Raw genomic sequence first — 23,695 nt, 5'->3', positions numbered from 1 at the left:
CCTCTTTTTATTTCCGTTGTTTGGTCCAAGCAGGATTTGGTTAATGAGAGATGAATCTATATAATGGGTACATTTTCCTTAGAGGTGGATGCAATGACAAAAATTCAGGTCACCCCTGAACAGCTAACAGCAGTCTCTAATCAATTTTCGCGTGCAAGCGAACAGAGTTCACAGCTCATTGAACAACTGAGCAGACAACTTTCTTCCTTAGAATCGCGTTGGAACGGTATCACGCAGCAGCAATTTTTTCACGACTTTCATCGTTCACGCGCACTGTTAGGTCAATGCGTGTCCACGATGCAGGGCATCGGCCAAGAGTTGAACACGATAGCTGTACGATTCAGTCAGGCGGATGGAACGAGCGATGGGGCCATGACTGGTGGAAACAGTAACGGTACGGCTGGCGTAGATAGTTCTACAGGGACACATGGTTCTGACCCAACAGCAGGAGCCAGCACAGGAAGTACTAACGGAGCAGCCCATGATGGAACGGTCACCTCCTCTGTAATCGGTGGGATGGGCGGCGGCCTAGGTCTGCGAGATAATCTAGAAAAGTACGGAACCGCCTTTTACAGCGGTGTTGCCGCAGCGATGGTCCTGTCCGGCACCGTCGGCTTCAATAGAAAGCCAGGACATCACGGACGAGCCGTCATTCATACGGCACAATGGGTCAAAGGCCGCGGCAGCAACGAGTTTATGAAAAAGATGGCCCGTTCGATGGACAAGCAATTCCACCACCCCGGGCGAGTGCTAAGCGCCCTTAAAGGCTTTGATAAATGGTCGAGCAAACTAGGCGTTAACTTCGGTCTAGGGCTTAACCGCGCGAACAACTTCCCTCATTGGGTAAAAAACGTTGTCGTCGGCGTGAATCAAAATCAATCTGGTATGAAGACAAACAAAATACCCGGCATGATCGCCAAAAAGTTGTTCCCAATCAATGTGACGTTTAATGTGGCGTCAGAAGGTCTTGGTGTCGTTGAGAAGTGGCACAAAGGAACACTGACCGCCGAAGAAGGAGCAGTAGCGGCTTCAAATGTTATCGTTAAATCGGGCGCCACTTACGTGGGAGCGCTGGCAGGTGGAACGCTGGGGCTAATCGGTGGGCCTGTCGGAGCCGCCGTAGGTGCCTATGTTGGTGGGACTGTCGGCTCATTTGCCGGAGATCATATAGCGCCAGTCGTCGAGAAGGGATTACGATGGCTGTGGCAGAAATTTAAATAATGAGCAAGTTTGAATAAGACGCAATCAAAATGTACGTATGGAGGAACATGATGCAAAGCATTGTTGAAAATAATGTTACATTCATATTGTCTGTGGAGGAGCTTGGATTTGCATTGTCAGCAAAAGGTGCCGACGATATGGCAGCAGGTTTGTTGAAATCCTTTTATCCCGATGAGCAAATGACGGAGCAGAGCTGGGAGCTTATTTTACGGACGGCAGCCCACGGTCTCATCGCCAAAGGATACATGGAACGCTGGGACGAGCTGACCATGCAGACGTATTTTCATCCCGAGCTAGAGTCGATGTTGGAGCAGATCACCATAGCCCGCTCCATGGTGCGCTGCGTCCATACGACGGACAGTAGCGAACGTGTCTTAACGATGCATCTTCTGCACACCGAGCCGGAGCGTGTTCTGTACCATTTGGCAACGGATTCACTGATCCATGTGCTTACGTGGATTCAGCCAGCTGAAATGGCTGCGCATTTGGAGCCGTTGTTTGAACCACAGTTCGAACAGTCTGTACAATCTCTACATACAACTGACCATGGCCGCTTAGCGACAGCCTTATCTGAGGAAGCATGGGAGCAGCTTGCAACAGCAGTACAAACAGCTGCACAACACGCAAGCACGATGCAAGCTCAAAGTGCAGGGCAAGACACTTCGCAAGGCGCAGGGCATAACACGGCGCAACACGCGGTGCAGCACGCGGTGCAAGTCAAAGCTGATCCCCTTCCTCCGCAACTATTGCTAGAGGCAGCCGATCAAGCCGTGATCTCACAATTTTGGCAGGACTGCAAGGAAGCTGGCTATTCTATGTCCAATATGAGCGCCATGAGTTGGACAGACCAGCCATACCCTCATCTAGCGGACGTGTTGTTCCTCGTCATCGGAACCGAACGTACGTGGTTCATTTACAACAAAGAGGCCGATTTGACGAAGCCACCGTCGCTCTGGATGACCACAGTTAGTCAAGCTCACTGGACAGATCGCACCCAGCAATTAATTGCAGCTGCGATGAAAGCGAGCACCGATCATGCAGCACGAAGTTAAGACTATTCGCTATCGCCGCATGGTTGCAGTGTGGAAAGCGACCGCTTCACTACTTCTATTACTAGGCAGCACTTTTTTAGCCTATTCAGGCATGTTGACCGAGCATATTTCGGGATTACGCCGCTTCTTTTCGATCACGGCTGCACTAATTGGATATACGTTTTTTGGCCCTTATTTTGTAGCGAGCCTTATTCATCTCCTGAAGCGGAATACAGTGCTGCTATCGTATGATCATCAACATGTGTGGACGAACCGCGACCAAGTCGCTTGGTCGCAAATTCGCAAAGTCGAATTGACATCGTCGGGTATTCAAAAAGGACTGTTCCCTAAATTTCCACAGTTCGTGTTTGAACAGCAGAACGGCACTACAGTGATTGCAAATACTTACTATTTGATGACGGACGAGGAACTTTCCCGTGCGCTCAAGCAACTTCGCCAGCTCGTTAATGAGCGCGGGTTGCGGCGTTAGCTTAGCGCGGTGGGGGAACGGGAGAGCTAAATGAAAAGTTTACGACTAAGTGCTTTCTCTTAGCTCTCCTCCACTCCGTCCCGTCTTACTTTATAGTTCGTGTTTTCGATAGATAGACAGATAGGTGGATACATATTGTATCAAAACCTTTTGAAGGGAGGATTCAATACGAAACACCCCATTTTCATCGCAGATAGCAATCCTGACATAAGGAATACCGCACGTATCCAATTTGAGGAGTTGTTTATTTTTCATGAAAAAGAATGAGGTTGCAAAAAAAATTAAAAAAGTATGTATTACAATGGCCTCCATATGGCTGCTGAGCGCTTCCCTAACACAAGCGAGCAGTACGATTGATCTTAACTCCAGTAACGCTACTAGCTCCAATTACTATGCTTCCGCCCAAGGATTATCCGGCGACGCACTCAAAAAAGCGTTGCACAACATTATTGACGATCATCGCGTCATCACCTACAGCCAAGTTACCAACGCCTTAAAGGAAACTGACGAAGACCCGAACAACAAAAATAATGTTCTATTGCTGTACACACAACGCTCGCAAGCTAAAAGCACATTTGGACCAGGTGTAGACGATTGGAACCGTGAACATGTGTGGGCTCGCTCACGTGGCAACTTGAAATCTTCAGTAGCTAATTCCGATCTGCATCATCTTCGCCCGACTGACGCTTCTGTCAACTCCAATCGTGGCAACCTCGATTTTGATCTTGGTGGCAACAAAACGAATCCAGAGTGCGGTTGCAAATACGACCAAGATTCGTGGGAGCCGCCAGCTAAAGTGAGAGGCGACGTTGCTCGCATGCTATTCTATATGGCTGTTCGTTATGAAGGCGACAGTGGCGATCCTAATTTGGAACTGACCGAAAGTGTTGGCAATACAGGCAAACCGCTGCACGGCAAGCTGAGCCAGCTCTTGAAATGGCATGCGGAAGATCCGGTCGATGCATTCGAAAAAAGACGTAACGAGCTTATTTACAGCAAATATCAAAATAATCGCAATCCCTTTATTGACCACCCAGAATGGGTAAGTAAGATTTGGAAATAACATAATCGTAAAAACTGCCCCGCTGTAGCCTGATGCTATGCGGGGCAGTTTGTGTATGTTCATTTGTTGAAGCACTAGACAGCTTACTTGTCGTAACCGATCGGAATAGCTCCAGACTCTCCAGACTCTCCAGACTCACCCATGTACATCTTCGCTTTCGTAACAGCCTCTGCGGACACTACGACGTTTTTACATTTGGCGTACTGCCGCCGCTCGTGCGCTTCGACTTCCGATTGTCCAAGCGCAGCTTACGCTGCAAGGTGCCGAGTACAATATCGGCCACAATGGCCAGCAGCGCTGCCGGAATAGCACCCGCGAAAATACGCAGCGGGTTTTGATTGTTAATGCCGGAGTATATTTCCCGGCCTAATCCGTCGCCGCCGACGAGTGGAGCAATCGTCGCCACGCCGATGGCGATTACGGCCGCAATGCGCAGACCTGTCATCATATAGGTGAGCGCCAGCGGAAAGCGCACCTTCCATAAGAGCTGCATCGGGCTCATGCCTACGCCGCGCCCCGCCTCCACATAACTGGCGTCAACTTCCTTCAAGCCAATGTACGTGTTGCGTGCAATCGGGTTAAGGGAGTAAAGAAACAAGCCGACAACGACCGTCGTATTGCCGAGGCCGAAAAAGAGCATAAGCAGGACAAGCAGCGCTAAGCTTGGCACGACTTGCAGCACGCTCGTCAGCAGCAAAATTCCTTTGGCCAACTTCTCATTGCGCGTACAAAGCACACCTAGCGGCACCCCAACCAGCAGTGCCAAACCAAGTCCACCCAGTACCATCATCACGTGCAACAGAAAGTACTCCCACAACATATCCGCATTCCGGCTCATATATGCTAGTAAGTCGGCGAACGTCCATTCATAATCAACCACGTCTTACCCCTCCTTTAGCAACCCGACTTTTTTCAAATAATTCAGCGCCACCTCGCGCTCGCTTTTTTTCTCGATATCCACTTCATAGTTCAAATTAATCATCGTTTCGACATCCAAACGCCCGACTAATAGCCCTATAATTTCGGCCAACTGCGGGTGGCTGTCCAACACTTCTTTACGCATAACGGGCGAAGCATCGTACGGTGGAAAAAACTTTTTATCATCTGCAAGCGTCTTTAAGTTATACGCCTTCAAGCGCGAATCGGTAGAGTAAGCTAACACGATATCCACTTGGTTGCCCGCAACGGCTTGATACACGAGACTTTGCTCCATCGGAAATTCCTTGGCAAAAGCAAAACCGTACGCTTTCTGAAAGCTGCGATACCCGTCCGTATCCCGCTCCAGCCATGTCGTATCCACCCCTAAACGCAACGTATTCGCATCTGGCTGAATGTCAGAAATAGATGTATATCCCTTTTGTTCAGCTATATCTTGGCGCACCGTAAACGCATATGTATTTTCAAAGCCTAACGGATCGAACCATTTTAAATTAAAATGCTTATCAAAACCGACTTGCGCCTGCTTCAGCACTTCTGCCCGATCTTTCGTCTCCTTGATTGGAAAATGCTTGTTGAAAATCTCCCCCGAATACAGCGTCCCCAATTGCAGCTCGCCCTTCTTTATCGCGTTGAGCACAAGTCCACTGGAAGCCAGATCAGGCACTACCTTTGCCTCCAAATCTGTGCGATCTTCGATTAATGCCTTATACATTTCGGCTAGTATTTTAGTTTCTGTAAACGTCTGCGTGCCGATAACGATCCGATTGTCCGCACCGCATGCAGACAATAGCACCGTCAGTGCTAATAGGACTGTCGCCAAGCTAGCCGACAATAACCGTCGTTTCATTGTGCATCCTCCTCAGCCATACCTCCTACAGGTATCACTTATTGGCGACCTTACGCCGCCACCTTGCTATATGATGTCGCTTATTCACGACTTTATGTCGCCATCTTCCTGCACGCTGTCGCTCATTTACGACCTTACGTCGTCATCCTCCTGCACGCTGTCGCTCATTCACGACCTTACGCCGTCACACTGCTCGAACGGCCAAATCGACGCGTTAACGCTTTTTCCAACAAGCCCAGCAACGCATCCGCAATTAATGCCAGCACAATGGCACCGACAGCGCCAACTACAATCATCTCTGGCTTATTCACACCTAGGCCCGACACGATAAGCTGTCCAAGTCCACCAGCCCCAATAAGTGTCGCCAACGTCGCCCAGCTAATAATGTACACCGTCGTAATTCGCACGCCGGACATGATATAAGGCAGCGCCAACGGCAGCTGAATTTGCGCGATGCGTTGAAACGTGCCATACCCCATCCCACGTGCAGATTCCAGCACGCCGCGATCAACCGAATGGAAGCCATCATATGTATTCCGCAAAATCGGCATAATCGAGTACAAGAACAACGCGACAATCGCGGGCTTCATCCCAATTCCCATAAACGGAATTAATATCGCCAGCAGCGCCAAACTCGGCACCGTTTGCAGCAAATTTGCCACAAAGAACACGAAGCTGTTCAACCAGCCAAAGCGGTTGTACACCAACACGATGCCCAGCGGAATAGAGAGTACACAGCCAAGCAACACCGCTGCTAACGAAATAATCAAATGCTCTTGAAACGCCACGCCAATATCGGCGCTGCGCTGTTGAATAAAGCTAAGAACCGCATTCATTCGTTATGCCTCCTTTTCGAGCGCATGCCCCGTGGACTCGGAAGACTCACCTAACTCAGTAGGCTCAGTTAGCTCAGTAGGCTCGGTAGGCTCAGCATTTTCTGTAAGCTCATTAGGCTCGACATTCTCGGCGGGCTCAGTTAGCTTAGTAGGCTCTGTTAGCTCAATAGGCTCGGCATACTCGGCACGGCTAAACATCGGGGCCGCCGTAGCCGCCTGCTCCGTAATCATCGGATACACCTCCGACAAATGCTTGACGATACTGCCGCGCGTAATCAGACCTTTAAGCCGATTGTGATCATCCACAATCGCCAAGTTGGTCAGACCATGCTTCGTCATCATTTCCACCGCCTCTGGCAATGGCGTTCCTTGGCGCACCTCATAACCGATCGGCTTCATCACATCCCGTACCGTCTTACCTTCTTCTCCATATTGATCCAACACGTTATAAATGGAAACGATGCCTTGCAGCGTTCCATCCCGCTCCACAATAAACAAAGAATCAACCTTACGGCGCTCCATCATTTTTATCGCCTCTGCCAAGCCACGCGTCGGAGCTGCCGTCGCAGGCTGCGGTACCATCACCTCGTCTACGACCGGAATATCGTAGCCGCTACCACCGTCCATCCGCTTCTGCCCGATAAACGAGCGCACAAAATCATTAGCAGGACGCCGGAGAATCGATTCCGGCGAACCGGATTGCACAACCTCACCGTCTTGCATCAAGACGATCGTATCCGCAATTTTAATCGCTTCATCCATATCATGCGTCACAAACACAATAGTCTTATTCAGCTCCTGCTGCATACGAACCAACTCATCCTGCAACTGCTCACGACTAATCGGGTCCAAGGCACTGAACGGCTCGTCCATCAAAATGATATCCGGATCAGTCGCAAACGCCCGAATAATGCCGATGCGCTGCTGCTGCCCACCACTTAACTCCGACGGATATCGATCCCGATACACGTCAGGGTCCAAATTCACCAACCGCAGCAGCTCATCCACGCGCTGCTCAATGCGCTCCTTGTCCCACTTTTTCAAATTCGGGACAACCGCTACATTTTTCCCAATCGTCATATGCGGAAACAATCCAATATGTTGAATGACATAACCAATGTTGCGGCGCAGCTCAACTGGATTTTGCTGCCCAATATCTTTGCCGTTCACCAGCACCTTCCCGCTGGACGGCACCACCAGACGATTAATCATCTTCATCGTCGTCGATTTCCCGCAGCCGCTCGGCCCAATAAGAACCGTAAGCTCGCCCTGCTTAAACGTTAGATTAATATTTTTCAACGCCTCAAAGCCGTCGTCATAAACCTTCATCACCTGTTTAAATTCAATCATGCATAGATCACCTCATTGTCAGATTTGCCTAGCTGTACGCGCTTTAATCATGCGTGATTATCGAAAATGATAAACTGTGGCACTTTCCCTTAAAACATGGGGGAAACAAAAGGTTTAGCGGCCTAGCGTAGTGGCAGTTACACGTATGTTGAATCGCATGAATCACTTGCAAATCATATATGTAAGTCATATATAAGTCATATATAAGTCATATATGTATGTCATATATATAAACAGTTATATATAAATTGAAACATATAAAGTCTTATACATATACTTCAATGTCCTTCTCTTGTGGAATTCAATAACAATATGTCTTTCAAATAGTGGACACTATTCTCAAAAGGAGACACATCAAGCCCAACCTCCCCCACTCCACATATAGTCAATATCATTCCCCAAATATCTATATACGGATTTTTCCCGTATTAAAACGAAGTCTCCCGATATCCCCCTTTCTGTCCACTTTTGTATAGACATATTAAATGTTTGTCCACCATATACAAACAAACCGGACACCCGATCCTTTTCGATCAAATGCCCGGCTTTCATCAACTATTTTCAAAAATCACTTATGGCAACCAAACGCCCCTTGAGTCATCTTCCCCAACAACAGCAGAGCTCGTAACGCCATTGTGCGTCCACACGATAAACAAATATTTACGCTCACCTGGGGCAGGATCACCCGCCCAATTGTTGCTTGCATAAAAATTACGCACGCCTCTTAAAAAATAAGCATTTCGAATTGCCTGTGTTGCATCATTCACACTATTCCAAACGCCGTAACCAGCGTATACAATCGTAATCGGAACGGATTGAACTGTATTTTCTTCCATCTATTTCACACCCCTTCTCTTGGAAGATTACTAGATTATATGAAAGCGAAAAGATTTTGCATCTAAATTTCAGACTATTTTCTGAAAAATAGTTCTATTTCTCCTGCCTTTCATCCTCTTTACAACTCATTTCGTATACAGTAAAATAGTCACTAGCTAATAGTTTAGTTCACTTAACTTAACATTATAATTAATTTTAAGAATTTTAAGTTCAGATACTTAAGTTCAGAAAGGATGCTTATCATTGCACAATCCATACCGCGATGTTGTAAATAAATTTTTTAATGCTTCTGACAATTTGGATGCTTTGCTGTTCAAAGAGTCAACTCGGTTAGATTCATACAACTTAACGTTTTCACAGGAGTTAGTCATGTTTTATCTTGCCAGCCGTGAGCATATTACTTCCTCCGCACTCGTGGACTATTTAGGGGTATCCAAAAGTGCCGTCAGCCAGCTTCTATCTAAATTAGAAAGCAAAGAAATGATTTATAAACAGGTCAACCCGAACAATCGGCGTGAATCGTTTATTTTGCTAGGTGTTAAAGGTCAGCAATTTGCAAAAGATATGGATCACACTACAGAAACACTCATTCAAAAATATTTTTCCAAAGTTGAATTGAAGCAGCTAGAGCATCTTGTGCACGTAATGGAATCGATTACGCACACGATGAAAGGAAAAAATCAGGAGGAATCATGAGTCAGTCAGCAAGAAATGTAGAACATACGGAGTCACGCAGTTTATTCAAAAATAGAGCTTACAGCGCGCTATGGGTATCGAATCTGTTAGCTATTTTAAGCTTCTCCATCTTTATAAGCACGATATCGTGGTATGTCGTAGCTGAATTAAAGCTCCCGCAATACTTAGGCTTGGTCATTGTGGTTGCATCCATTCCACGTATATGTATGATGCTGTTCGGCGGCGTGCTTGCCGATCGTGTACGCAAATCGAAACTCATGTTTATCGCAGGCATCATTACAACTGCGCTGTTATTCGTATTATATATGCTTGAAAGCAACCAAGCTTTAACGTTTACAACGCTATTACTGATTTGCTTTGTGATGGGATTAACGGAAGGCATTTATTACCCAGCGGCCACATCCATCATTCCCCAACTCGTTGATAAATCTCAATTGCAGCGCGCGAATACGGTGATGCATAGCGCTTCAGAGCTCATATTTTTTACCGGACCTATCGTGTCAGGTATTATTATGAATTACTATTCGATCTCGCTAGCTTTATTGATCGCAGCTATTGCCAAGCTCGTTCACTGTCTATTTATTTTCCCTAAAATCATTCAAGACCCCGTGCCTGAGCAGCGTGAGCATAAACAAAGCTTTAAGGCCGATTTTATCGAGGGTTGGGTTTACGTTAAACAGTCCCCTCTGCATATTTCCAGCATTTTAATCATTATTATGATTAATCTGTTCATCTTGGGGCCTTTATTTTTAAGCCTGCCTATTATCGTAAAATCAATGGACGGAACTCCGTTGCACGTTAGCTTCTTAGAAAGCGCATTTTCGTTAGGTTCGTTAGTGGCTACCGTTGGTCTATCGGTCTTTTTATTGCGAAAAAAGCGCGGTGCAATTGTATCTGTATGTTTAATTATGTCGTTAATACTTATGTTTGTATTTAGTCAGACTTCTTCATTGATATGGTTAGTTCTAATTGCCATGTTCATCGGATTAAGCAGCTTTGTTACGTTTATTACGAGTGAAGTCATTATTCAAGAAACGACGGACACGGACAAAATGGGTCGCGTCATGGGGATCGTCTCGATGTCGCAAAATGCTTTTGATCCGGTTGCGCATATCGTGATCGCGGTGCTACTGTCAGTCGGATTTGCGATTCAATCGATTATGGGCGTCATGAGCTTAATCGGTCTCATTATTGCAGTTGCGATTGTATGGAAAGGGAAGAAGCTTCGTCGGACCGATTGAGTTCGCAACGAGTTAATTGTATACGGAACGAAACACCCGCTCTTTCCTTTGAAAGAGCGGGTGTTCTTTTTACACGATACATCTATTAACGCCCATCATCCGTTAGCGCATATCACTAGCCGTATTGCTCAATCCGGCGATCGGTTACAACCTCCGTGCATACACCTTCTTTAATGTAGTATATTTTATCGCATATCGCCGCAACTTGCTGATCATGGGTGACGATAATAATCGTCTTTCCCTGCGCATTCAATTCCTTGAACAACACCAAAACATCTTGTTCCGTCTGCTCATCCAACGAGCCTGTCGGCTCGTCTGCCAATAATAACTCAGGGTCCTGCACGATTGCCCGTGCGATGGCGACCCGCTGCATTTCCCCTCCAGACAGCATGTCAATCGATTTGTTGGTGAGATCGCTTATTCCCACTACCCGCAGAGCTTGTTCAACCTTCGCTTGGATATCGCGCTTCGGCAGCTTGCTGTAGCGTAAAGGCAGCGCTACATTTTCAAACACATTTTTACTATCGATCAACGCGTAATTTTGCAACACAAACCCGATATGCTCTTTTCTAAATGCTGCTAATTCATCCATATTCTTATCCGTCATTTGCCACTCACGATGTTGATAGCTTCCGCTGTCCGCTTTATCTAGGCCTGCAATAATATGCAATAAAGTCGATTTTCCAGAGCCGCTTCTCCCCATAATGGCAATCATTTCGCCTTGATTGATAACGAGGTTAATTCCTTTGAGCACCTCTAACGTTTGTTTCCCTACGGCGAAGCTTTTTTTCATATCTTGAATGTGAATCACGCGATCACCCCGTTCGTTTTAGAAGCATGCTTACCGGCCATTTGCGGAATTGATAATAGATTGGAGCTGCACTTAACATCAACATGCAGCCTATACAAGCTGCAACTAACAACGCATACGTTCCAACATGAACATCAATTACTGTTGAATACAACTGCACGGCTATTGTGCCTGGAATCGCAAGCAATACGATCATTTCGGCCAACATATAGGCAAATAAGTTGCTTCGTGTGGCTCCTGAAACGAGATGAATGGAATAATTGTTCATATTATCTTGCAGCTTAGATTTCATTAAAATCGCGATGCTTAACATACAGACGACGAACAATGAAACAGCCATTATCGCTAGCAGCAGCATATTTTGACTAAGTGCGGCAAAAATAAAATGAAGCGGAAGGTTGGTCATTCCAATTAACATCGTATCTGGAAAATCAGAAATCGCTTTGATGTGTTCAAACTTGCTACGTACAACATACTCATTTTCCGCACTAAAAATAGTCCCATTAATCATTTGCAAATAATGAATTTGTTGAAAATAAAGCTCCTTCTCGTCGGCAGGGACTACAGCAAATTGTTGTGCTGGCATTACAATATATCGATCTACATACAGCTCTGGATTATTTTTGTTAAATACAAGCGTATTCGGCTGAATAAATCCTTTGACGATGAGTTGAAAATCTTTAAATAAATAATTCCCTGCTAACCGATCACCAATTTGATATGTTCCGCTATATTCAGCTCCAAGCAGCACAGGAATCATTCCTTGGCTATGATGTTGAAAGTCGACAGCGGAAAAATTAGCACCGTCCGCTATTTTAATTTGGTAGCTCTCCCATGCTTGTTGATTAAGCTGAATCGCCTTTACGTTTTGATAAGGACCTTCACCCTCGATCAAAAAAGGCTCTCTTTTTACACCATCCTCGTATCCTACCAAAAATTTCTCCTGATAAGCGCTAGTCCGAATATCAATCGGTTGTGTAAACATATAAATATACTTTTCCCCTAATTGATGTTCTAGGTTGGAATACAACTTCTTTAAACGCAGAAGCGAATCTGGCTCATCCAAAAAGGCGTTGAAATCGCTGTTGCTAAGCAGCGTGTCCGATAACTGAAAGCTTGATAACGATTGCAAAGCATGAACCTGAGCTGACTTTTTCTCAATCTGAATATAATGAAGAAATAAAATGGTTACGGCTAGCAGCAAGACGAAGATTTGAAGCATAATGAAAAAGGTAAATCCTTTGCGCTGTTTGAGACTCTCGCCAACTTCCTTCATAATCATTTTCATAGGCCTCGCATACCTTTCTGCGCGATCTGTTTTGTTATCACCTTTTCACATAACCACATCGAAATGTAAGCACATAACAGCACCGCACCAAAGCCCAACACTAAATAGGAGGCATACATCTTGAGAGATGCATGATGATCTAGATAAGGCATCAATAACAAATAGCTCATGCCACAGACACTACCATAGCCTAGTAGGGCAAGCGAGATGTAAGTAATCCTATATCGCCGATACACATGTTGAAGCGAGACTCCCATTAACCATAGAACCTTGATTTCGGTCGTTTTTTTGCCTAACCAATATTGGGTAAATAGAACACTAGAACTAACGAGTAGTGCAATCACGATGAACAAGATATGCTGATCCATATTTCCTGTCCCCACATAGCGCTGCGCCCCTCGCTCACCCCGATCAAACGTATGAATGCTAACGTCAGCATGAGTCAACTTTAAGGCGCCTTCTTTCATAACGGGCCGGAAATCTTCCATGTTTAACACGTAAATACGGGATGAATCAGGCTGCCCACTCTCAACTGCATCTAAATTCAATAAAACGGTCGTATCTAATTTGGAATGATAGGATGCCCCCATCTTACCGATTACTTCAAAATATTGACCTTGAAAGTCGTAGTACCATTTGCCATCGCGTTGAATCAGGTGCGACTCATCGGTTTGCTTACCGACAACGGCAACTTTTTTTCCGTTATAAAAATCACGCTCTTGGAAAAATTGGCCCTTTATCATGGGCGGAATGTATGTATTCTTGTTATAGTAAATGGCCCTTACATCAATTGAGGTCGTTTCCAATTCTTTAAATATCGTATAGGCATGTGGCGTATTCAATTGCCGCCAATCTACCAGCTCTGGATTGTTTAGCGTAAACGATAAGCTATTGGCATCGTATAAGCCTCTGGTTAGCGTGTGCAGCTCTTGATGTTTGGTCTGATAGAAGCTTGTGGCGACGATGATGACGCTTAATAAGAGATACAAAATCACAATCCAGAGCATCCCGTTATTGCGCAGTGTCTTTATGGTCGAATTGTTCATGTTATCAATACCTTTCTTAAAAAAGGTGAAACTGCCAGCTGGCAGTTTCACCTTGTTCAATTAACGACCGTAGTACGTTCTAGCTGAATATAAGATTGGCCCCCAACCTGAGACTGCCTTTGTATAGCCAGTTCCCCACACCCGTCCGCTGTCTCCGACAATGAGACTTCCGCTCTCTAAACGCGCTCTCGTATAATGTCTTTCACTCCACCATGTTTCTCCAACAGCACGTTTCAATGTGCCTCTAGTCTCCGCGCGGCCAACGTGTCTAGGAGCAAGTGGGTTAATCTCACTTGATTTGCTCACAACCGCACTTTGCTGCCCTTCTGACCAACCCTTGTACTCGCTGGAGGCTGCAAACGCAGAAGTTGCAAGACCTCCCAATAAACCGACAACGACTAATGACTTGACCACTGTACCTTTGAACAACATACGACTTCCTCCTCGTTAAGGAAATTTATACATTAAACTTACGTAAATTGCGCTATGTAATAGAGCAAATAAGCCGTAATTGCAATTCACATAAGCAAATGCCACAACGAAAGTAACGTAAATCATTTCATCTTGTTGTACGGGTTCAATCTGAATAGAGCTGCAGGTGTCATGGATGCGGTGTACGACTTAGATGAACAGGTGATAATTAATATCTGATAATTTCTAGCGGAGAAGTAGGTGGTGTTCAGCTGCAACTTTATTTTATTCCTATTTAATAGGCTTGTAAACCACTTTTTTCCTTGGTAATTAAGTTGTTATATAGATTAAATATGATATATAAATATTAAATAGAAATTAATCTACTAAATGTTATTTAAAAATCAGTGCAACATTACGCCTTATTCAGACATCATTCGCTAAAAATATTTGTAATTACAAAGGAACATATTTTAGTGTTAAATTTAAAAAATTTTATATTTTCTTTAAGATTGGTTGTTGTCATTTCTTAAAATCAAAAAAAGGCCCTTTAAGTAGGTGGTGACTACTTAAAGGAACCCCTTCATACTCCTTGTGGGCCATTATTATATCCCGTTTCCACTCTAACTGCTCTGTAACTGGTTATTCCCACATCGCGTACTTCGTTTTTATATTCTCAAACGAAATTAAACCTTTTTGCAATATACTGCTGGGAACTTTAGTGTTGTATAACTGAATGCGAACATTAATTTCGTCAATTGCTATAGCAATCCGATCTCGTTCAACTTCCTTGTCTATTTTGTCTATTGTCGCAGCTATTGTATTTCTAATTTCCTTCTGAAGTTCAAGCCACGGTGGTAAGTAATTGGCATTTTTAAGTACAGAATCTAACACACTGCCTTCGGAAACATGTAGAGGCTTACCTTGCCCTTTTAAATCATCTAAGCCTCCCTTATCGACATAGTTATTAAAAATTTCATCCAAATGATTATTAAAACTTCTTATATTTTGAATAGCCTGCGCGGAATTTTCTTTCGATTCTTGAGAAATTTGAAGTAGGGACGGTTTATTTTCATTTTTGTTCGTGTTCAAATTTGCTCCTCCTAGTAACATCATTTTGTAAATAAATGAAGGTTGAATCGTCTTGAACAAACTAACAATATAAATGTTAATATCTTCTAATAACATTTTACGATAGCTACTTTGTAAGTCAAGATACAGACAACTTGCTATCCTCGAAAAGAGAGTCGGAGGGTAATAACTGTTTGTAAATGTACACATTTACACAAAAAAGGAGCTATTCATATCATGAATAGCTCCTTCAGGCTGTCGAGCAAGCAAAGTTAGTTCTTAACGGTTGCCACAGTGGCTATATCGCCAGATTTACCTCGTTTTGATTTCTAACGGTTATAGGTGAGCTTATTGCTCCAATTTCATTCAACATCCAGCTGTTTTCAGCGTAATAAGCTCCCTCATAACCGTTACATGTTGAATGGGTTCATATTCGCTGAAATAACAACTGTGGCGACCGTTAGGAAAGAAGGCACAGTGAATCAGCTGACTACCAACCGATAAGTGCGAAGCTGCTTGCCGTTATCTCAATGAAGAGAAACCTTCGTCTTAACAAACAGAGGTTTCTCGACAAACTGAAGGAGCTATTTGTATCATGAATAGCTCCTTCAATAACTTCTTTTAACGTTATGCCACGTAACCGATATACGCCAAGAACATCACCGTTAGCACATACATAATTGGGTGCACCTCACGGTACTCACCTTTAGCCACTTTAATAACGGTGTACAAAATAAAGCCGAGCGCGATACCTGTCGCTACGCCAAACGTAAACGGCATCGCTACAATCGTAATAAATGCTGGGATAACGACCTCAATCTTCTCCCACTTAATAAAGCGTGCCTGCGACGCCATCATCGCACCGACCAGTATCAAGGCCGGAGCCGTTACTTCTGTCGTCACGACCGACAATACCGGCGAGAAAAACAGTGCTAACGTGAACAAACCTGCCACGATTACGGAAGTAAAGCCTGTCCGACCGCCAGCTGCAATGCCTGCGGACGATTCAATCGTGGACGCTGTCGTCGTCGTACCGACAACCGCACCGAATAGCGACGCCGCAGCATCTGCGGCAAGGGCTTGGCCTGCTTTTGGAATTTTGTTATCTTTAATAATTCCTGCTTGGCTCGCAATCGCAATGAGTGTTCCTGCGGTATCAAAGAAACCGACGAACAGGAATGTAAAGATAACAGCCAGCAGCTCGGGTGTAAACGTAGCTGACAATTGATCGAACGCCACGCCAAACGTCGGCGCTAAGCTTGGAATTGTGCCGACAATTTGTTGCGGCAGCTCAATAATACCGAAGGCCATGCCCACGACAGTGGCAATGACCATACCGTAAAAAATAGCGCCGTGCACATTGCGCACGAGCAGCACGACCATCACGATAAAGCCGAACAAAGCAAGTAACGTCGGCGCTGACCGCAAGTTGCCAAGTGTAACAAATGTCGCTTCGCTGCTCACGATAATGCCCGCATTTTTCAAACCCATAAAGGCAACAAAAAAACCGATACCGCTCGCAATCGCATATTTCAAATCTTCTGGGATCGTATTAATAATTTTTTCACGAATCTTAATGACACTTAAAATAAGAAACAGCACGCTCGACACGAGCACGCCTGTTAACGCCGTTTGCCACGGAATTCCCATGCCAATCACGACCGAATACGTAAAGAAGGAATTAAGCCCCATACTGGATGCCACACCGATCGGGTAGTTGGACAGCACACCCATGAGCAAGGAACCAAAAATAGCTGTGACAGCCGTTGCCGTAAAGACCGCACCACGATCCATGCCCGCATCACTCAAAATAAGCGGATTCACGACCAAAATGTACGCCATGGCCAAAAACGTCGTTAATCCCGCCATTATTTCTTTGCGGTACGTCGTTCCCCTTTGTTCAAATTCAAAAAATGATTTCATGATGCGCCTCCTGATGATTGCTCTTCATACGATCATGCCCCAAGCCAATAGCGCTATGCCATAAAATGAAAAAAACTTTGGCAATTCTTTTCTGTGTAGAAAAGAGGCCAAAGCTTGAGTACGAAAAGAGATATAACGTAACACACCTAACACGTTGCACCCATTTATAAGAATGGTGACTTTCGAAAATTCGAAACATGAAACGGTAACTGTTGCCGGTATCTCCTTGTAGCCAAGCCTTTTACGGTAGCTTTGTAGAAACGTCCGCGCCATATTCACGAACTTATACAAGGGGCTATTAAAATGTATGTCCCTTACTTTAACAGCAACGACTGTAAGCGTCAAGACTTATGATGTAACACACATTTACTTGAATCATACACGATTCTATCGGATTACCGTATATATGCTTATTTAGATGGGAACACTTATGGCTGGAAATACAACTGAAGGATTAAAATGATGTTCTCATTTAGAACGACCTCGCATATTAACTTAAAAAAGTACATTCTGCACACTGTGTACATGATGTACACTTACGTGTTCGTTCGATATAATGAAAGGAGGTAAAGGATGGTGATTGAACATATGAGTATTTTAAACTCCACTGAAGTTCGAGCAAACTTCGGGTCATTCATTGACAATGTCGTCCATGATAAGCCTCAGGTCATTAAACGCAATCGCGATTTAATTGCAGCCCTGTCTATCCAACATACTCTCGATCTCCTTGCAAGCCACGACATCACGATAGAATACAGCATAGAAAATGAACATTTCAATGGTTCAATTGTACAAATTCCTGACATCGTCGGAGAAGGAATTAGTTTAGACGAACTCATAAAAGACTTAGCTGATCAATTGTACGATTATGCTAAAGAGTACTACGACAATTTCAACATGTATTATCACTCTCCTAATCGTCGTGAACATTTCCCATACATCCTGCGTGTATTGCTGCAAGATGACCGGAAAGGAGTTGTCCAATTGTTACGTGGCTAGTTGGAAGGACTTGCGTAGATTTCTAGAACGAGACGGTTATAAGCTGCTAAGACACGGCAGCCGAGATGATATTTATATCAAGCAACTTGAAGATGGAACGATTCTTCGTACACGGGTATCCAAGAGCACAGGCGAAATTTCCCCCGGACTATTTGCTAAAATTTTAAAGCAGCAGCTAAACGTTACTAAACAATATTTTAACTCTAAACTCTAATGTGCCATTTAAAGGGCACTTTTTTTGTGTGCAAAATCGATTCAACACATATAAAAAAGGACTGCGAATGCAGCCCCTCTTGCCGGTCTTCCTCTATTTACGTGTCGCCTTCGCCCAGAAACCACCGTGCAATCGCGTAGGCTCTGAAGTAACGATAAATGCTTTCGGATCACGTTCCAAAATGGACGTGTACAGCTTGTTGCAATTTTTACGACGCGCAAGCACTTCCAACATCAGACGATGACCATCACGCCCGCTACCTAACCAAGTCGTTACACCATACCCTAAGTCGCGCAGATGATTCGGCAGCGAACTTTCAGGATCATTAATAATCACTTTAAGCGTAACGTAGCCGAGTGCAATTTTGTCCTCAATCCACGTGCCGACAAGAACACCGATGCCGTAGCCGACCGCATACACGATCAAGCTGATCGGTTCATCCAAGTATTGCAATACCATATTTAACCCAAGCACGTAAATAATAATTTCTATCGAACTAAGCCCTGCGGCTATATATCGTTGCCCTTTTAGCGTCATAATCATACGAAGCGTAAAGAAGGAAACGTACACAATTTGTATAACAAATATAGCTATAAGAATCGTTAGCATGATCCAATCTCTCCTGACTGCCTTTTCCCAGTTGTATTGTGGTCATTACCCCCAACATTTACTCCTGAAACAGAGAACATAATTGAGAGTTGAACCTTGCTAATGGTGAACGATCTTTGCTCATAAAGCAACCCTGTGGAACAATGTAACAAAAAGCAAATACGATCTGACAAACACTATTGGCCATGTAAAATATGGTACAGTTTTTCCATATCCATATGCTGGCGAGCAATGTCTGCCAAACGGTCAAAAGCTTGCTCCTGCCGCTCGCTTACGTTAATCCGATCGCTCAACGGCAATAATCCCTTGGCCGCACGCAATTCATTGAGCCACGTACGCCGGAAAGCATCATTATGAAATAAACCGTGCATATACGTGCCAACAATATGCCCCTGAGCATGCACGCAGCCATCTGATACGCTGCCTTCATCGTTGCCCGTTAATGTCATGAGCGGTTCAAATCGGAATGGTGTCTGCTGTTCGGAAGCATGTTCGTTAGCCTGTTCGTTGAAAATGGAAGCTGTGTTCGTGTTCGCTTCCGTTACAGGTATCCCCGCAGACGTGAATTCAGTGCGGCCCATATGGATTTCATATCCTTCCATAGGCAAACCATGCAGCGAGGCAGGCAAAGCAGCGGCCGCTTGGATGCAGCCCGCAACCCGCTCCGTACGCTTCTCTGCCGCAAAAACTGTTGTTTGTGGCAGGAGCGCAAGCCCCTCCATCGCTTTACCCGCTGCCCCCTCCACACCGTGAGGGTCATGCAAACTCTGACCAAGCATTTGATAGCCGCCGCAAATGCCTATCACCCAGCCGTTATGTCGTGCTGGGGGCTGGGCTGGGGGTTCGGATGGCCGCTGGGACTGAGCTTGAGACTCAGGCTGAGACTGAGATTGAGACTCAGGCTGAGACTGAGATTGAGATTGAGATTGAATCCACGGCTGAACATACTTGTTCACGCAGTCCGCCAGCTTTGTATCGCGCAGCCATTGCAAATCGTCCATCGTACTTTTGGTTCCGGGAATAATGACAGCATCAGGGTTGCCGAATTGGTCAGGGCTTCGGACATAACGAACCCGCACGTCTGGCTCTGCTAGGAGCGGGTCCATATCTGTAAAATTCGAAATGTGTGGCAATGCGAGCACGACAATGTCGAGGTCATTTTCAGGCTGCACATTCCCCTTCCCTTTCCATTGCTCCAACGCCACCGAATCTTCTGCCTCGATGTCCAGATCTTCAGCGTAAGGAAGCACGCCTAACACAGGGATGCCTGTGCGCTCTTCCAGCCAGTCCAAGCCGGATTGCAACAGACTAATGTCGCCGCGAAATTTATTAATAATAAAGCCGCGCACCCGCTCCCGCTCATGTGGCTCCAGCAGTTCCAGTGTACCAACAATAAATGCAAATACACCGCCGCGATCAATGTCTGCCACTAAAATAACGGGCGCATCTGCCCATGCAGCCATATTCATATTAACAATATCATTTTGCTTTAAATTAATTTCCGCTGGGCTGCCTGCCCCTTCCATCACGACAATGTCATATTGCTCGCGCAGGCGATTTAGCGCATCAACGACCGTGCGCTTTGCCTCTGGCAAGAAGCGCGACCGATAGTCGCCAGCGCTCAAGTTCATATACGGCTTGCCATGCACGACGATTTGCGCCTGCATCCCGTGCATCGGTTTAATGAGCACCGGATTCATATCTGTCGTCGCTGCAATGCCGCAAGCTTCTGCCTGTACGCCTTGGGCTCGGCCAATTTCTTTGCCGTCCAGCGTTACATACGAATTCAGCGCCATATTTTGCGACTTAAATGGTGCAACAGCATAGCCATCCTGCTTAAAAATACGGCACAGCGCCGTCGTGACCACACTTTTTCCGACATCCGATGCCGTACCTTGGAGCATGATTGTTCTGCCCACTTTGCCAGTTGTCCTTGTTGTCCCTGTTGTTCCTATTTTCCCTGTTGCTCCTGTACCTTCTGTAGCTTCTGTTGTTTCACTCATCCCGCTCACCCTTTCCCTACAAAAATCAGCGTGATGAGGATCAGCACGGCTGTTTCTATCAGTTCGTTAATGGCTCCATACGTATCGCCCGTCAAACCGCCCAGTTTGCGAGAAAGTGCGCGTGAACATACCCACGCAAGCAAGCTAACCGCAACAGCAAGCGTAGCGATTAGGACGAGTGAAGCTAATACGGGCGATATTTGCCCGTGCGTTGTAGCTAGAGTGAATCGCTCTGTTAATTGTGTCAGTTGCTTCAGTTGTGTGAAGTGCAACGGTTGCGCTAGTTGTAGCCACAGCCATATGACTAAGGCACTCGCAGCAACGGACATTAGACCTGCACCGCACAGGTGAACGGTGCCAAGTCCTTTAAAATAGCCGCCAAGCCCCTCATTAGGGCGTGCATACGGCTCTCTAGCCATTGCCCACACCATGGCATAACGGCTCCAAATAAACGGCAAGACAGCTGCCAAGCCCCATTGCCACTGGCCTGCCTCCATCATGGTCGCCACTAACGACCACTTCAAGATGAGTACAGCGACACAGGCGATCACGCCCATCGCACCTACACGGCTGTCCTTCATAATTTCAAGCATTCTTTCGCGTGAACGGTGACTAAAAATGCCATCTGCCGTATCCATTAATCCGTCGAGATGAAGCCCGCCTGTCAGCGCAATTGCTACAAATAAGGTCAACGCTGCCGCAGGCCATGCTGGGAGTACGAGCGCAAGCCCCCAGCCCGTCCCCCACACCAGGAATCCGATAAGCAATCCAGCCCACGGAAAAAATGTAGTGCTGCGCTTTAGCACCTCATTCGTAAATGGTACAGCCCACGGCACAGGAATACGTGTCAAAAACTGTACAGCCGCTGCAAGCGCCTGTAGCCAGCCCTTCAAGCCCGCAGCAATCGATGGTTCACTACTCATAGCTCGACCATCCTGCTTTTTAACTCAATCGGAATCCCTGCGGTTACAAGGTACACTTCATCCGCGACAGCTGCCAGACGCTGATTCATCCGTCCGGCTGCATCGCGGAACAGGCGTCCCAGCTTGTACGCAGGCACAACGCCACTGCCGACCTCATTCGTCACAAGCACCAAGGTGCCGGAAAAAGCTCGTGCCGCTGCCGCTAAAGCATCGATACGCTCATTTAAGACATCTTCCACAGAAGATGTTCGTGTTGACGAGGATGCTGGCACGTTTGTATCGTGCGACTCCACAGCATGTGATTTAATGTCAGGCTGTTTCATGTCATGCTGCTCCACGTCTTGCTGTACTTCGTCCTGCTGTTCCAGCGTCAGTAATTCGTTAGACAACCACAACGTTAGGCAGTCTACCAACACCGCTGGGGCCGTACACGTATGCAGCCACTTTGGTAAGGAAAGCGGGCAATCGACCGTGCTCCATGGATAGTTAGTTGCTGCACGATCAACGCGATGTTGTTGAATACGCGCCGCCATCTCCTCGTCAAACGCCTGTGCGGTCGCAGCGTACAAAGCCCCAGCCGGCTCGTGCTTCATCATGAATCTCTCTGCGAACGTACTCTTACCGCTGCGCGCCCCACCCGTGACAAGAATAATCCGTCCTGCTTTCTCCGCTTTCACTGCTTTCTCTGCCGCCTCTGCCATCGCTTAGTCCTCCTTGTTCGACACTCCCGCTTCGGCAAATGTCGCCATTTCGTCCATGATGCGTATCGCGGCATCGATCAACTGGAACATAAGTACTGCACCCGTTCCTTCGCCTAAGCGCATATTCATGTGCAGCGCTGGTTTAACGTTCAGCGCAGCGAGCAGTGCGTGATGACCACGCTCCTCGGATAGATGAGAAGCGATAATATAAGGCTTTACCGCAGGTGCAAGGCGCACTGCTGCCAACGCCGCTGCTGTTGAAATAAAGCCGTCAATTACGACCGGAGCACGGTGACGAGCCGCGGCAATAATCACACCGACAAGTCCGGCGATTTCCAAGCCGCCGACTTTGGCCAACACGTCCAGCGCATCATCCGTCTGCGCCAGATTAAGTTCCAGAGCGCGACGCACGACCGTGCACTTATGCTCCCACTGGGCGTCGCCAATCCCGGTTCCGCGACCTACCGCATCCTCTGGTGCAAGGCCTGTGTATGCGCACAGCAGCGCTGAACTCGCTGTCGTGTTGCCGATACCCATATCCCCAGTTGCAAACATCCGATAGCCTTTGCTCACTAGCTCCTCTACCGTGTCTATACCCGCTTGAATCGCAGCCACCGCTTCAGCCCGCGTCATCGCTGGACCATGGGCCATATTTGACGTCCCTTTGCGCACCTTGCGTGAGACAAAATGAGTAGGTTCACCAGCCATTACAGGTGCTTCAAAATCCGCATTCACACCGACATCAACGCATACGACTTCTGCGCCAACGGAACGAGCCAGCACATTCACAGCCGCTCCGCCTCGCACAAAATTAGTTACCATTTGTGCCGTAACCTCGGCAGGAAATGCACTTACCCCTTCCGCACACACACCATGGTCGCCAGCCATCACGACGACTGCTTTTTTCGATACATCCGTTGTCAGTTCCGACGTGATTCCAGCTACTTGAACAGCAATCTCTTCAAGAACTCCCAAGCTTTCAGGTGGTTTCGTCAGTTGAAGCTGGTGGTCTCTCGCCGCTTGCATCGCTTGTTCGTCCAACGAAATAATATTTTGGATGTAATCGTATAACTCTTTAGCCATTTTCATTTCCATCTCCCCTGCGCATTAGCTCCATTAGCCTACTACCAATCCGAATCGAATCC

Annotated in this window: 23 protein-coding genes, 1 pseudogene and 1 riboswitch; of the genes and pseudogenes, 8 read left to right on the top strand and 16 right to left on the bottom strand. The window is 46.2% G+C overall.

Going from position 1 to position 23,695, the window contains the following annotated elements; genetic code table 11:
- Positions 1-93 precede the first annotated feature (93 nt).
- From KIK04_RS15545 to KIK04_RS15530, 4 genes are all read left to right on the top strand, one after another.
- Entirely contained in the window at positions 94-1,221 is a 1,128-nt protein-coding gene (locus KIK04_RS15545) for a WXG100 family type VII secretion target (protein WP_232274541.1), read from the top strand.
- Between the two features lie 47 nt (positions 1,222-1,268).
- Positions 1,269-2,273, top strand: coding sequence for a hypothetical protein (locus KIK04_RS15540; protein WP_232274540.1), 1,005 nt, complete (start codon positions 1,269-1,271; stop codon positions 2,271-2,273).
- The gene (locus KIK04_RS15535; RefSeq protein ID WP_232274539.1) at positions 2,257-2,742 is read left to right on the top strand and encodes a DUF5381 family protein; all 486 of its coding nucleotides are present in this window, start codon (positions 2,257-2,259) and stop codon (positions 2,740-2,742) included. Before KIK04_RS15540 ends, KIK04_RS15535 begins: the two co-directional genes overlap by 17 nt.
- A gap of 253 nt (positions 2,743-2,995) precedes the next feature.
- On the top strand, positions 2,996-3,805 hold the full coding sequence (locus KIK04_RS15530; protein ID WP_232274538.1) for an endonuclease I family protein: 810 nt from the start codon (positions 2,996-2,998) through the stop codon (positions 3,803-3,805).
- Between the two features lie 178 nt (positions 3,806-3,983).
- Here KIK04_RS15530 and KIK04_RS15525 read toward each other — a convergent pair whose 3' ends face one another.
- From KIK04_RS15525 to KIK04_RS15505, 5 genes and pseudogenes are all read right to left on the bottom strand, one after another.
- Positions 3,984-4,685, bottom strand: a complete 702-nt coding sequence (locus KIK04_RS15525; RefSeq protein WP_232274537.1) for an ABC transporter permease — start codon at positions 4,683-4,685, stop codon at positions 3,984-3,986.
- Positions 4,686-4,688: 3 nt separating this feature from the next.
- Positions 4,689-5,591 (bottom strand): glycine betaine ABC transporter substrate-binding protein, encoded by a 903-nt coding sequence (locus KIK04_RS15520; protein ID WP_232274536.1) that lies wholly within the window; start codon positions 5,589-5,591, stop codon positions 4,689-4,691.
- Positions 5,592-5,767: 176 nt separating this feature from the next.
- Positions 5,768-6,427 (bottom strand): ABC transporter permease, encoded by a 660-nt coding sequence (locus KIK04_RS15515; RefSeq protein ID WP_232274535.1) that lies wholly within the window; start codon positions 6,425-6,427, stop codon positions 5,768-5,770.
- A 213-nt stretch (positions 6,428-6,640) separates the two neighbouring features.
- Positions 6,641-7,777, bottom strand: a pseudogene (locus KIK04_RS15510) (ABC transporter ATP-binding protein); the annotation flags it as partial.
- Positions 7,778-8,349: 572 nt separating this feature from the next.
- On the bottom strand, positions 8,350-8,613 hold the full coding sequence (locus tag KIK04_RS15505) for a DUF3395 domain-containing protein (RefSeq protein WP_232274534.1): 264 nt from the start codon (positions 8,611-8,613) through the stop codon (positions 8,350-8,352).
- A gap of 244 nt (positions 8,614-8,857) precedes the next feature.
- Between KIK04_RS15505 and KIK04_RS15500 the strand changes: the two genes are divergently transcribed.
- Both KIK04_RS15500 and KIK04_RS15495 read left to right on the top strand, forming a co-directional pair.
- Complete coding sequence (locus KIK04_RS15500; protein WP_232274533.1) at positions 8,858-9,310, top strand: MarR family winged helix-turn-helix transcriptional regulator; 453 nt, start codon at positions 8,858-8,860, stop codon at positions 9,308-9,310.
- On the top strand, positions 9,307-10,551 hold the full coding sequence (locus KIK04_RS15495; protein ID WP_232274532.1) for an MFS transporter: 1,245 nt from the start codon (positions 9,307-9,309) through the stop codon (positions 10,549-10,551). Before KIK04_RS15500 ends, KIK04_RS15495 begins: the two co-directional genes overlap by 4 nt.
- 115 nt (positions 10,552-10,666) lie before the next feature.
- Here KIK04_RS15495 and KIK04_RS15490 read toward each other — a convergent pair whose 3' ends face one another.
- The 6 genes from KIK04_RS15490 to KIK04_RS15465 form a co-directional block, all read right to left on the bottom strand.
- Complete coding sequence (locus tag KIK04_RS15490; RefSeq protein WP_232274531.1) at positions 10,667-11,362, bottom strand: ABC transporter ATP-binding protein; 696 nt, start codon at positions 11,360-11,362, stop codon at positions 10,667-10,669.
- 4 nt (positions 11,363-11,366) lie between these two features.
- A complete protein-coding gene (locus KIK04_RS15485) occupies positions 11,367-12,650 on the bottom strand; it encodes an ABC transporter permease (RefSeq protein WP_232274530.1) in 1,284 nt (427 codons plus the stop codon).
- Positions 12,647-13,747: a hypothetical protein gene (locus KIK04_RS15480; protein ID WP_232274529.1), complete on the bottom strand. Its 1,101-nt coding sequence runs from the start codon at positions 13,745-13,747 to the stop codon at positions 12,647-12,649. Before KIK04_RS15480 ends, KIK04_RS15485 begins: the two co-directional genes overlap by 4 nt.
- A gap of 9 nt (positions 13,748-13,756) precedes the next feature.
- Positions 13,757-14,128: a hypothetical protein gene (locus KIK04_RS15475; RefSeq protein ID WP_232274528.1), complete on the bottom strand. Its 372-nt coding sequence runs from the start codon at positions 14,126-14,128 to the stop codon at positions 13,757-13,759.
- A gap of 621 nt (positions 14,129-14,749) precedes the next feature.
- Positions 14,750-15,199 carry a DnaJ family domain-containing protein gene (locus tag KIK04_RS15470; protein ID WP_232274527.1) on the bottom strand — a complete coding sequence of 150 codons (450 nt, stop codon included), beginning with the start codon at positions 15,197-15,199 and terminating at the stop codon, positions 14,750-14,752.
- 606 nt (positions 15,200-15,805) lie between these two features.
- A complete protein-coding gene (locus KIK04_RS15465; protein WP_232274526.1) occupies positions 15,806-17,101 on the bottom strand; it encodes an NCS2 family permease in 1,296 nt (431 codons plus the stop codon).
- 209 nt (positions 17,102-17,310) lie between these two features.
- Positions 17,311-17,412: riboswitch (purine riboswitch) on the bottom strand.
- Between the two features lie 262 nt (positions 17,413-17,674).
- On the opposite strand from KIK04_RS15465, the gene KIK04_RS15460 reads away from it, so the two are divergent.
- Together KIK04_RS15460 and KIK04_RS15455 are read left to right on the top strand one after the other, a co-directional pair.
- Positions 17,675-18,100, top strand: a complete 426-nt coding sequence (locus KIK04_RS15460) for a hypothetical protein (RefSeq protein WP_232274525.1) — start codon at positions 17,675-17,677, stop codon at positions 18,098-18,100.
- Positions 18,093-18,314, top strand: a complete 222-nt coding sequence (locus KIK04_RS15455) for a type II toxin-antitoxin system HicA family toxin (RefSeq protein ID WP_232274524.1) — start codon at positions 18,093-18,095, stop codon at positions 18,312-18,314. Before KIK04_RS15460 ends, KIK04_RS15455 begins: the two co-directional genes overlap by 8 nt.
- 93 nt (positions 18,315-18,407) lie before the next feature.
- On the opposite strand, the gene KIK04_RS15450 is transcribed toward KIK04_RS15455, so the two are convergent.
- From KIK04_RS15450 to cobT, 5 genes are all read right to left on the bottom strand, one after another.
- Complete coding sequence (locus KIK04_RS15450) at positions 18,408-18,923, bottom strand: DUF2179 domain-containing protein (RefSeq protein ID WP_232274523.1); 516 nt, start codon at positions 18,921-18,923, stop codon at positions 18,408-18,410.
- 176 nt (positions 18,924-19,099) lie between these two features.
- A complete protein-coding gene (locus KIK04_RS15445) occupies positions 19,100-20,827 on the bottom strand; it encodes a cobyric acid synthase (protein ID WP_442951176.1) in 1,728 nt (575 codons plus the stop codon).
- A gap of 104 nt (positions 20,828-20,931) precedes the next feature.
- Complete coding sequence (cobS, locus tag KIK04_RS15440; protein ID WP_232274521.1) at positions 20,932-21,849, bottom strand: adenosylcobinamide-GDP ribazoletransferase; 918 nt, start codon at positions 21,847-21,849, stop codon at positions 20,932-20,934.
- Positions 21,846-22,550, bottom strand: coding sequence for a bifunctional adenosylcobinamide kinase/adenosylcobinamide-phosphate guanylyltransferase (gene cobU, locus KIK04_RS15435; RefSeq protein ID WP_232274520.1), 705 nt, complete (start codon positions 22,548-22,550; stop codon positions 21,846-21,848). Before cobU ends, cobS begins: the two co-directional genes overlap by 4 nt.
- 3 nt (positions 22,551-22,553) lie before the next feature.
- The gene (gene cobT / locus KIK04_RS15430; protein ID WP_232278758.1) at positions 22,554-23,633 is read right to left on the bottom strand and encodes a nicotinate-nucleotide--dimethylbenzimidazole phosphoribosyltransferase; all 1,080 of its coding nucleotides are present in this window, start codon (positions 23,631-23,633) and stop codon (positions 22,554-22,556) included.
- Between the last annotated feature and the right edge of the window lie 62 nt (positions 23,634-23,695).

Origin of the sequence: Paenibacillus sp. 481, from assembly GCF_021223605.1 — a bacterium.
In the GTDB taxonomy this organism is placed as follows: Bacteria; Bacillota; Bacilli; order Paenibacillales; family Paenibacillaceae; genus Paenibacillus_B.
Note: the sequence above shows the minus strand (reverse complement) of the source record. Positions and strands in the feature narration are given on the sequence as shown.

Coding starts and splice junctions, on each gene's coding strand:
- KIK04_RS15545 (WP_232274541.1), top strand. CDS start 94: ATGACAAAAATTCAGGTCACCCCTGAACAGCTAACAGCAGTCTCTAAT.
- KIK04_RS15540 (WP_232274540.1), top strand. CDS start 1,269: ATGATGCAAAGCATTGTTGAAAATAATGTTACATTCATATTGTCTGTG.
- KIK04_RS15535 (WP_232274539.1), top strand. CDS start 2,257: ATGCAGCACGAAGTTAAGACTATTCGCTATCGCCGCATGGTTGCAGTG.
- KIK04_RS15530 (WP_232274538.1), top strand. CDS start 2,996: ATGAAAAAGAATGAGGTTGCAAAAAAAATTAAAAAAGTATGTATTACA.
- KIK04_RS15520 (WP_232274536.1), bottom strand. CDS start 5,591: ATGAAACGACGGTTATTGTCGGCTAGCTTGGCGACAGTCCTATTAGCA.
- KIK04_RS15515 (WP_232274535.1), bottom strand. CDS start 6,427: ATGAATGCGGTTCTTAGCTTTATTCAACAGCGCAGCGCCGATATTGGC.
- KIK04_RS15505 (WP_232274534.1), bottom strand. CDS start 8,613: ATGGAAGAAAATACAGTTCAATCCGTTCCGATTACGATTGTATACGCT.
- KIK04_RS15495 (WP_232274532.1), top strand. CDS start 9,307: ATGAGTCAGTCAGCAAGAAATGTAGAACATACGGAGTCACGCAGTTTA.
- KIK04_RS15485 (WP_232274530.1), bottom strand. CDS start 12,650: ATGAAAATGATTATGAAGGAAGTTGGCGAGAGTCTCAAACAGCGCAAA.
- KIK04_RS15475 (WP_232274528.1), bottom strand. CDS start 14,128: ATGTTGTTCAAAGGTACAGTGGTCAAGTCATTAGTCGTTGTCGGTTTA.
- KIK04_RS15465 (WP_232274526.1), bottom strand. CDS start 17,101: ATGAAATCATTTTTTGAATTTGAACAAAGGGGAACGACGTACCGCAAA.
- KIK04_RS15460 (WP_232274525.1), top strand. CDS start 17,675: ATGGTGATTGAACATATGAGTATTTTAAACTCCACTGAAGTTCGAGCA.
- KIK04_RS15450 (WP_232274523.1), bottom strand. CDS start 18,923: ATGCTAACGATTCTTATAGCTATATTTGTTATACAAATTGTGTACGTT.
- KIK04_RS15445 (WP_442951176.1), bottom strand. CDS start 20,827: ATGCTCCAAGGTACGGCATCGGATGTCGGAAAAAGTGTGGTCACGACG.
- cobS (WP_232274521.1), bottom strand. CDS start 21,849: ATGAGTAGTGAACCATCGATTGCTGCGGGCTTGAAGGGCTGGCTACAG.
- cobU (WP_232274520.1), bottom strand. CDS start 22,550: ATGGCAGAGGCGGCAGAGAAAGCAGTGAAAGCGGAGAAAGCAGGACGG.
- cobT (WP_232278758.1), bottom strand. CDS start 23,633: ATGGCTAAAGAGTTATACGATTACATCCAAAATATTATTTCGTTGGAC.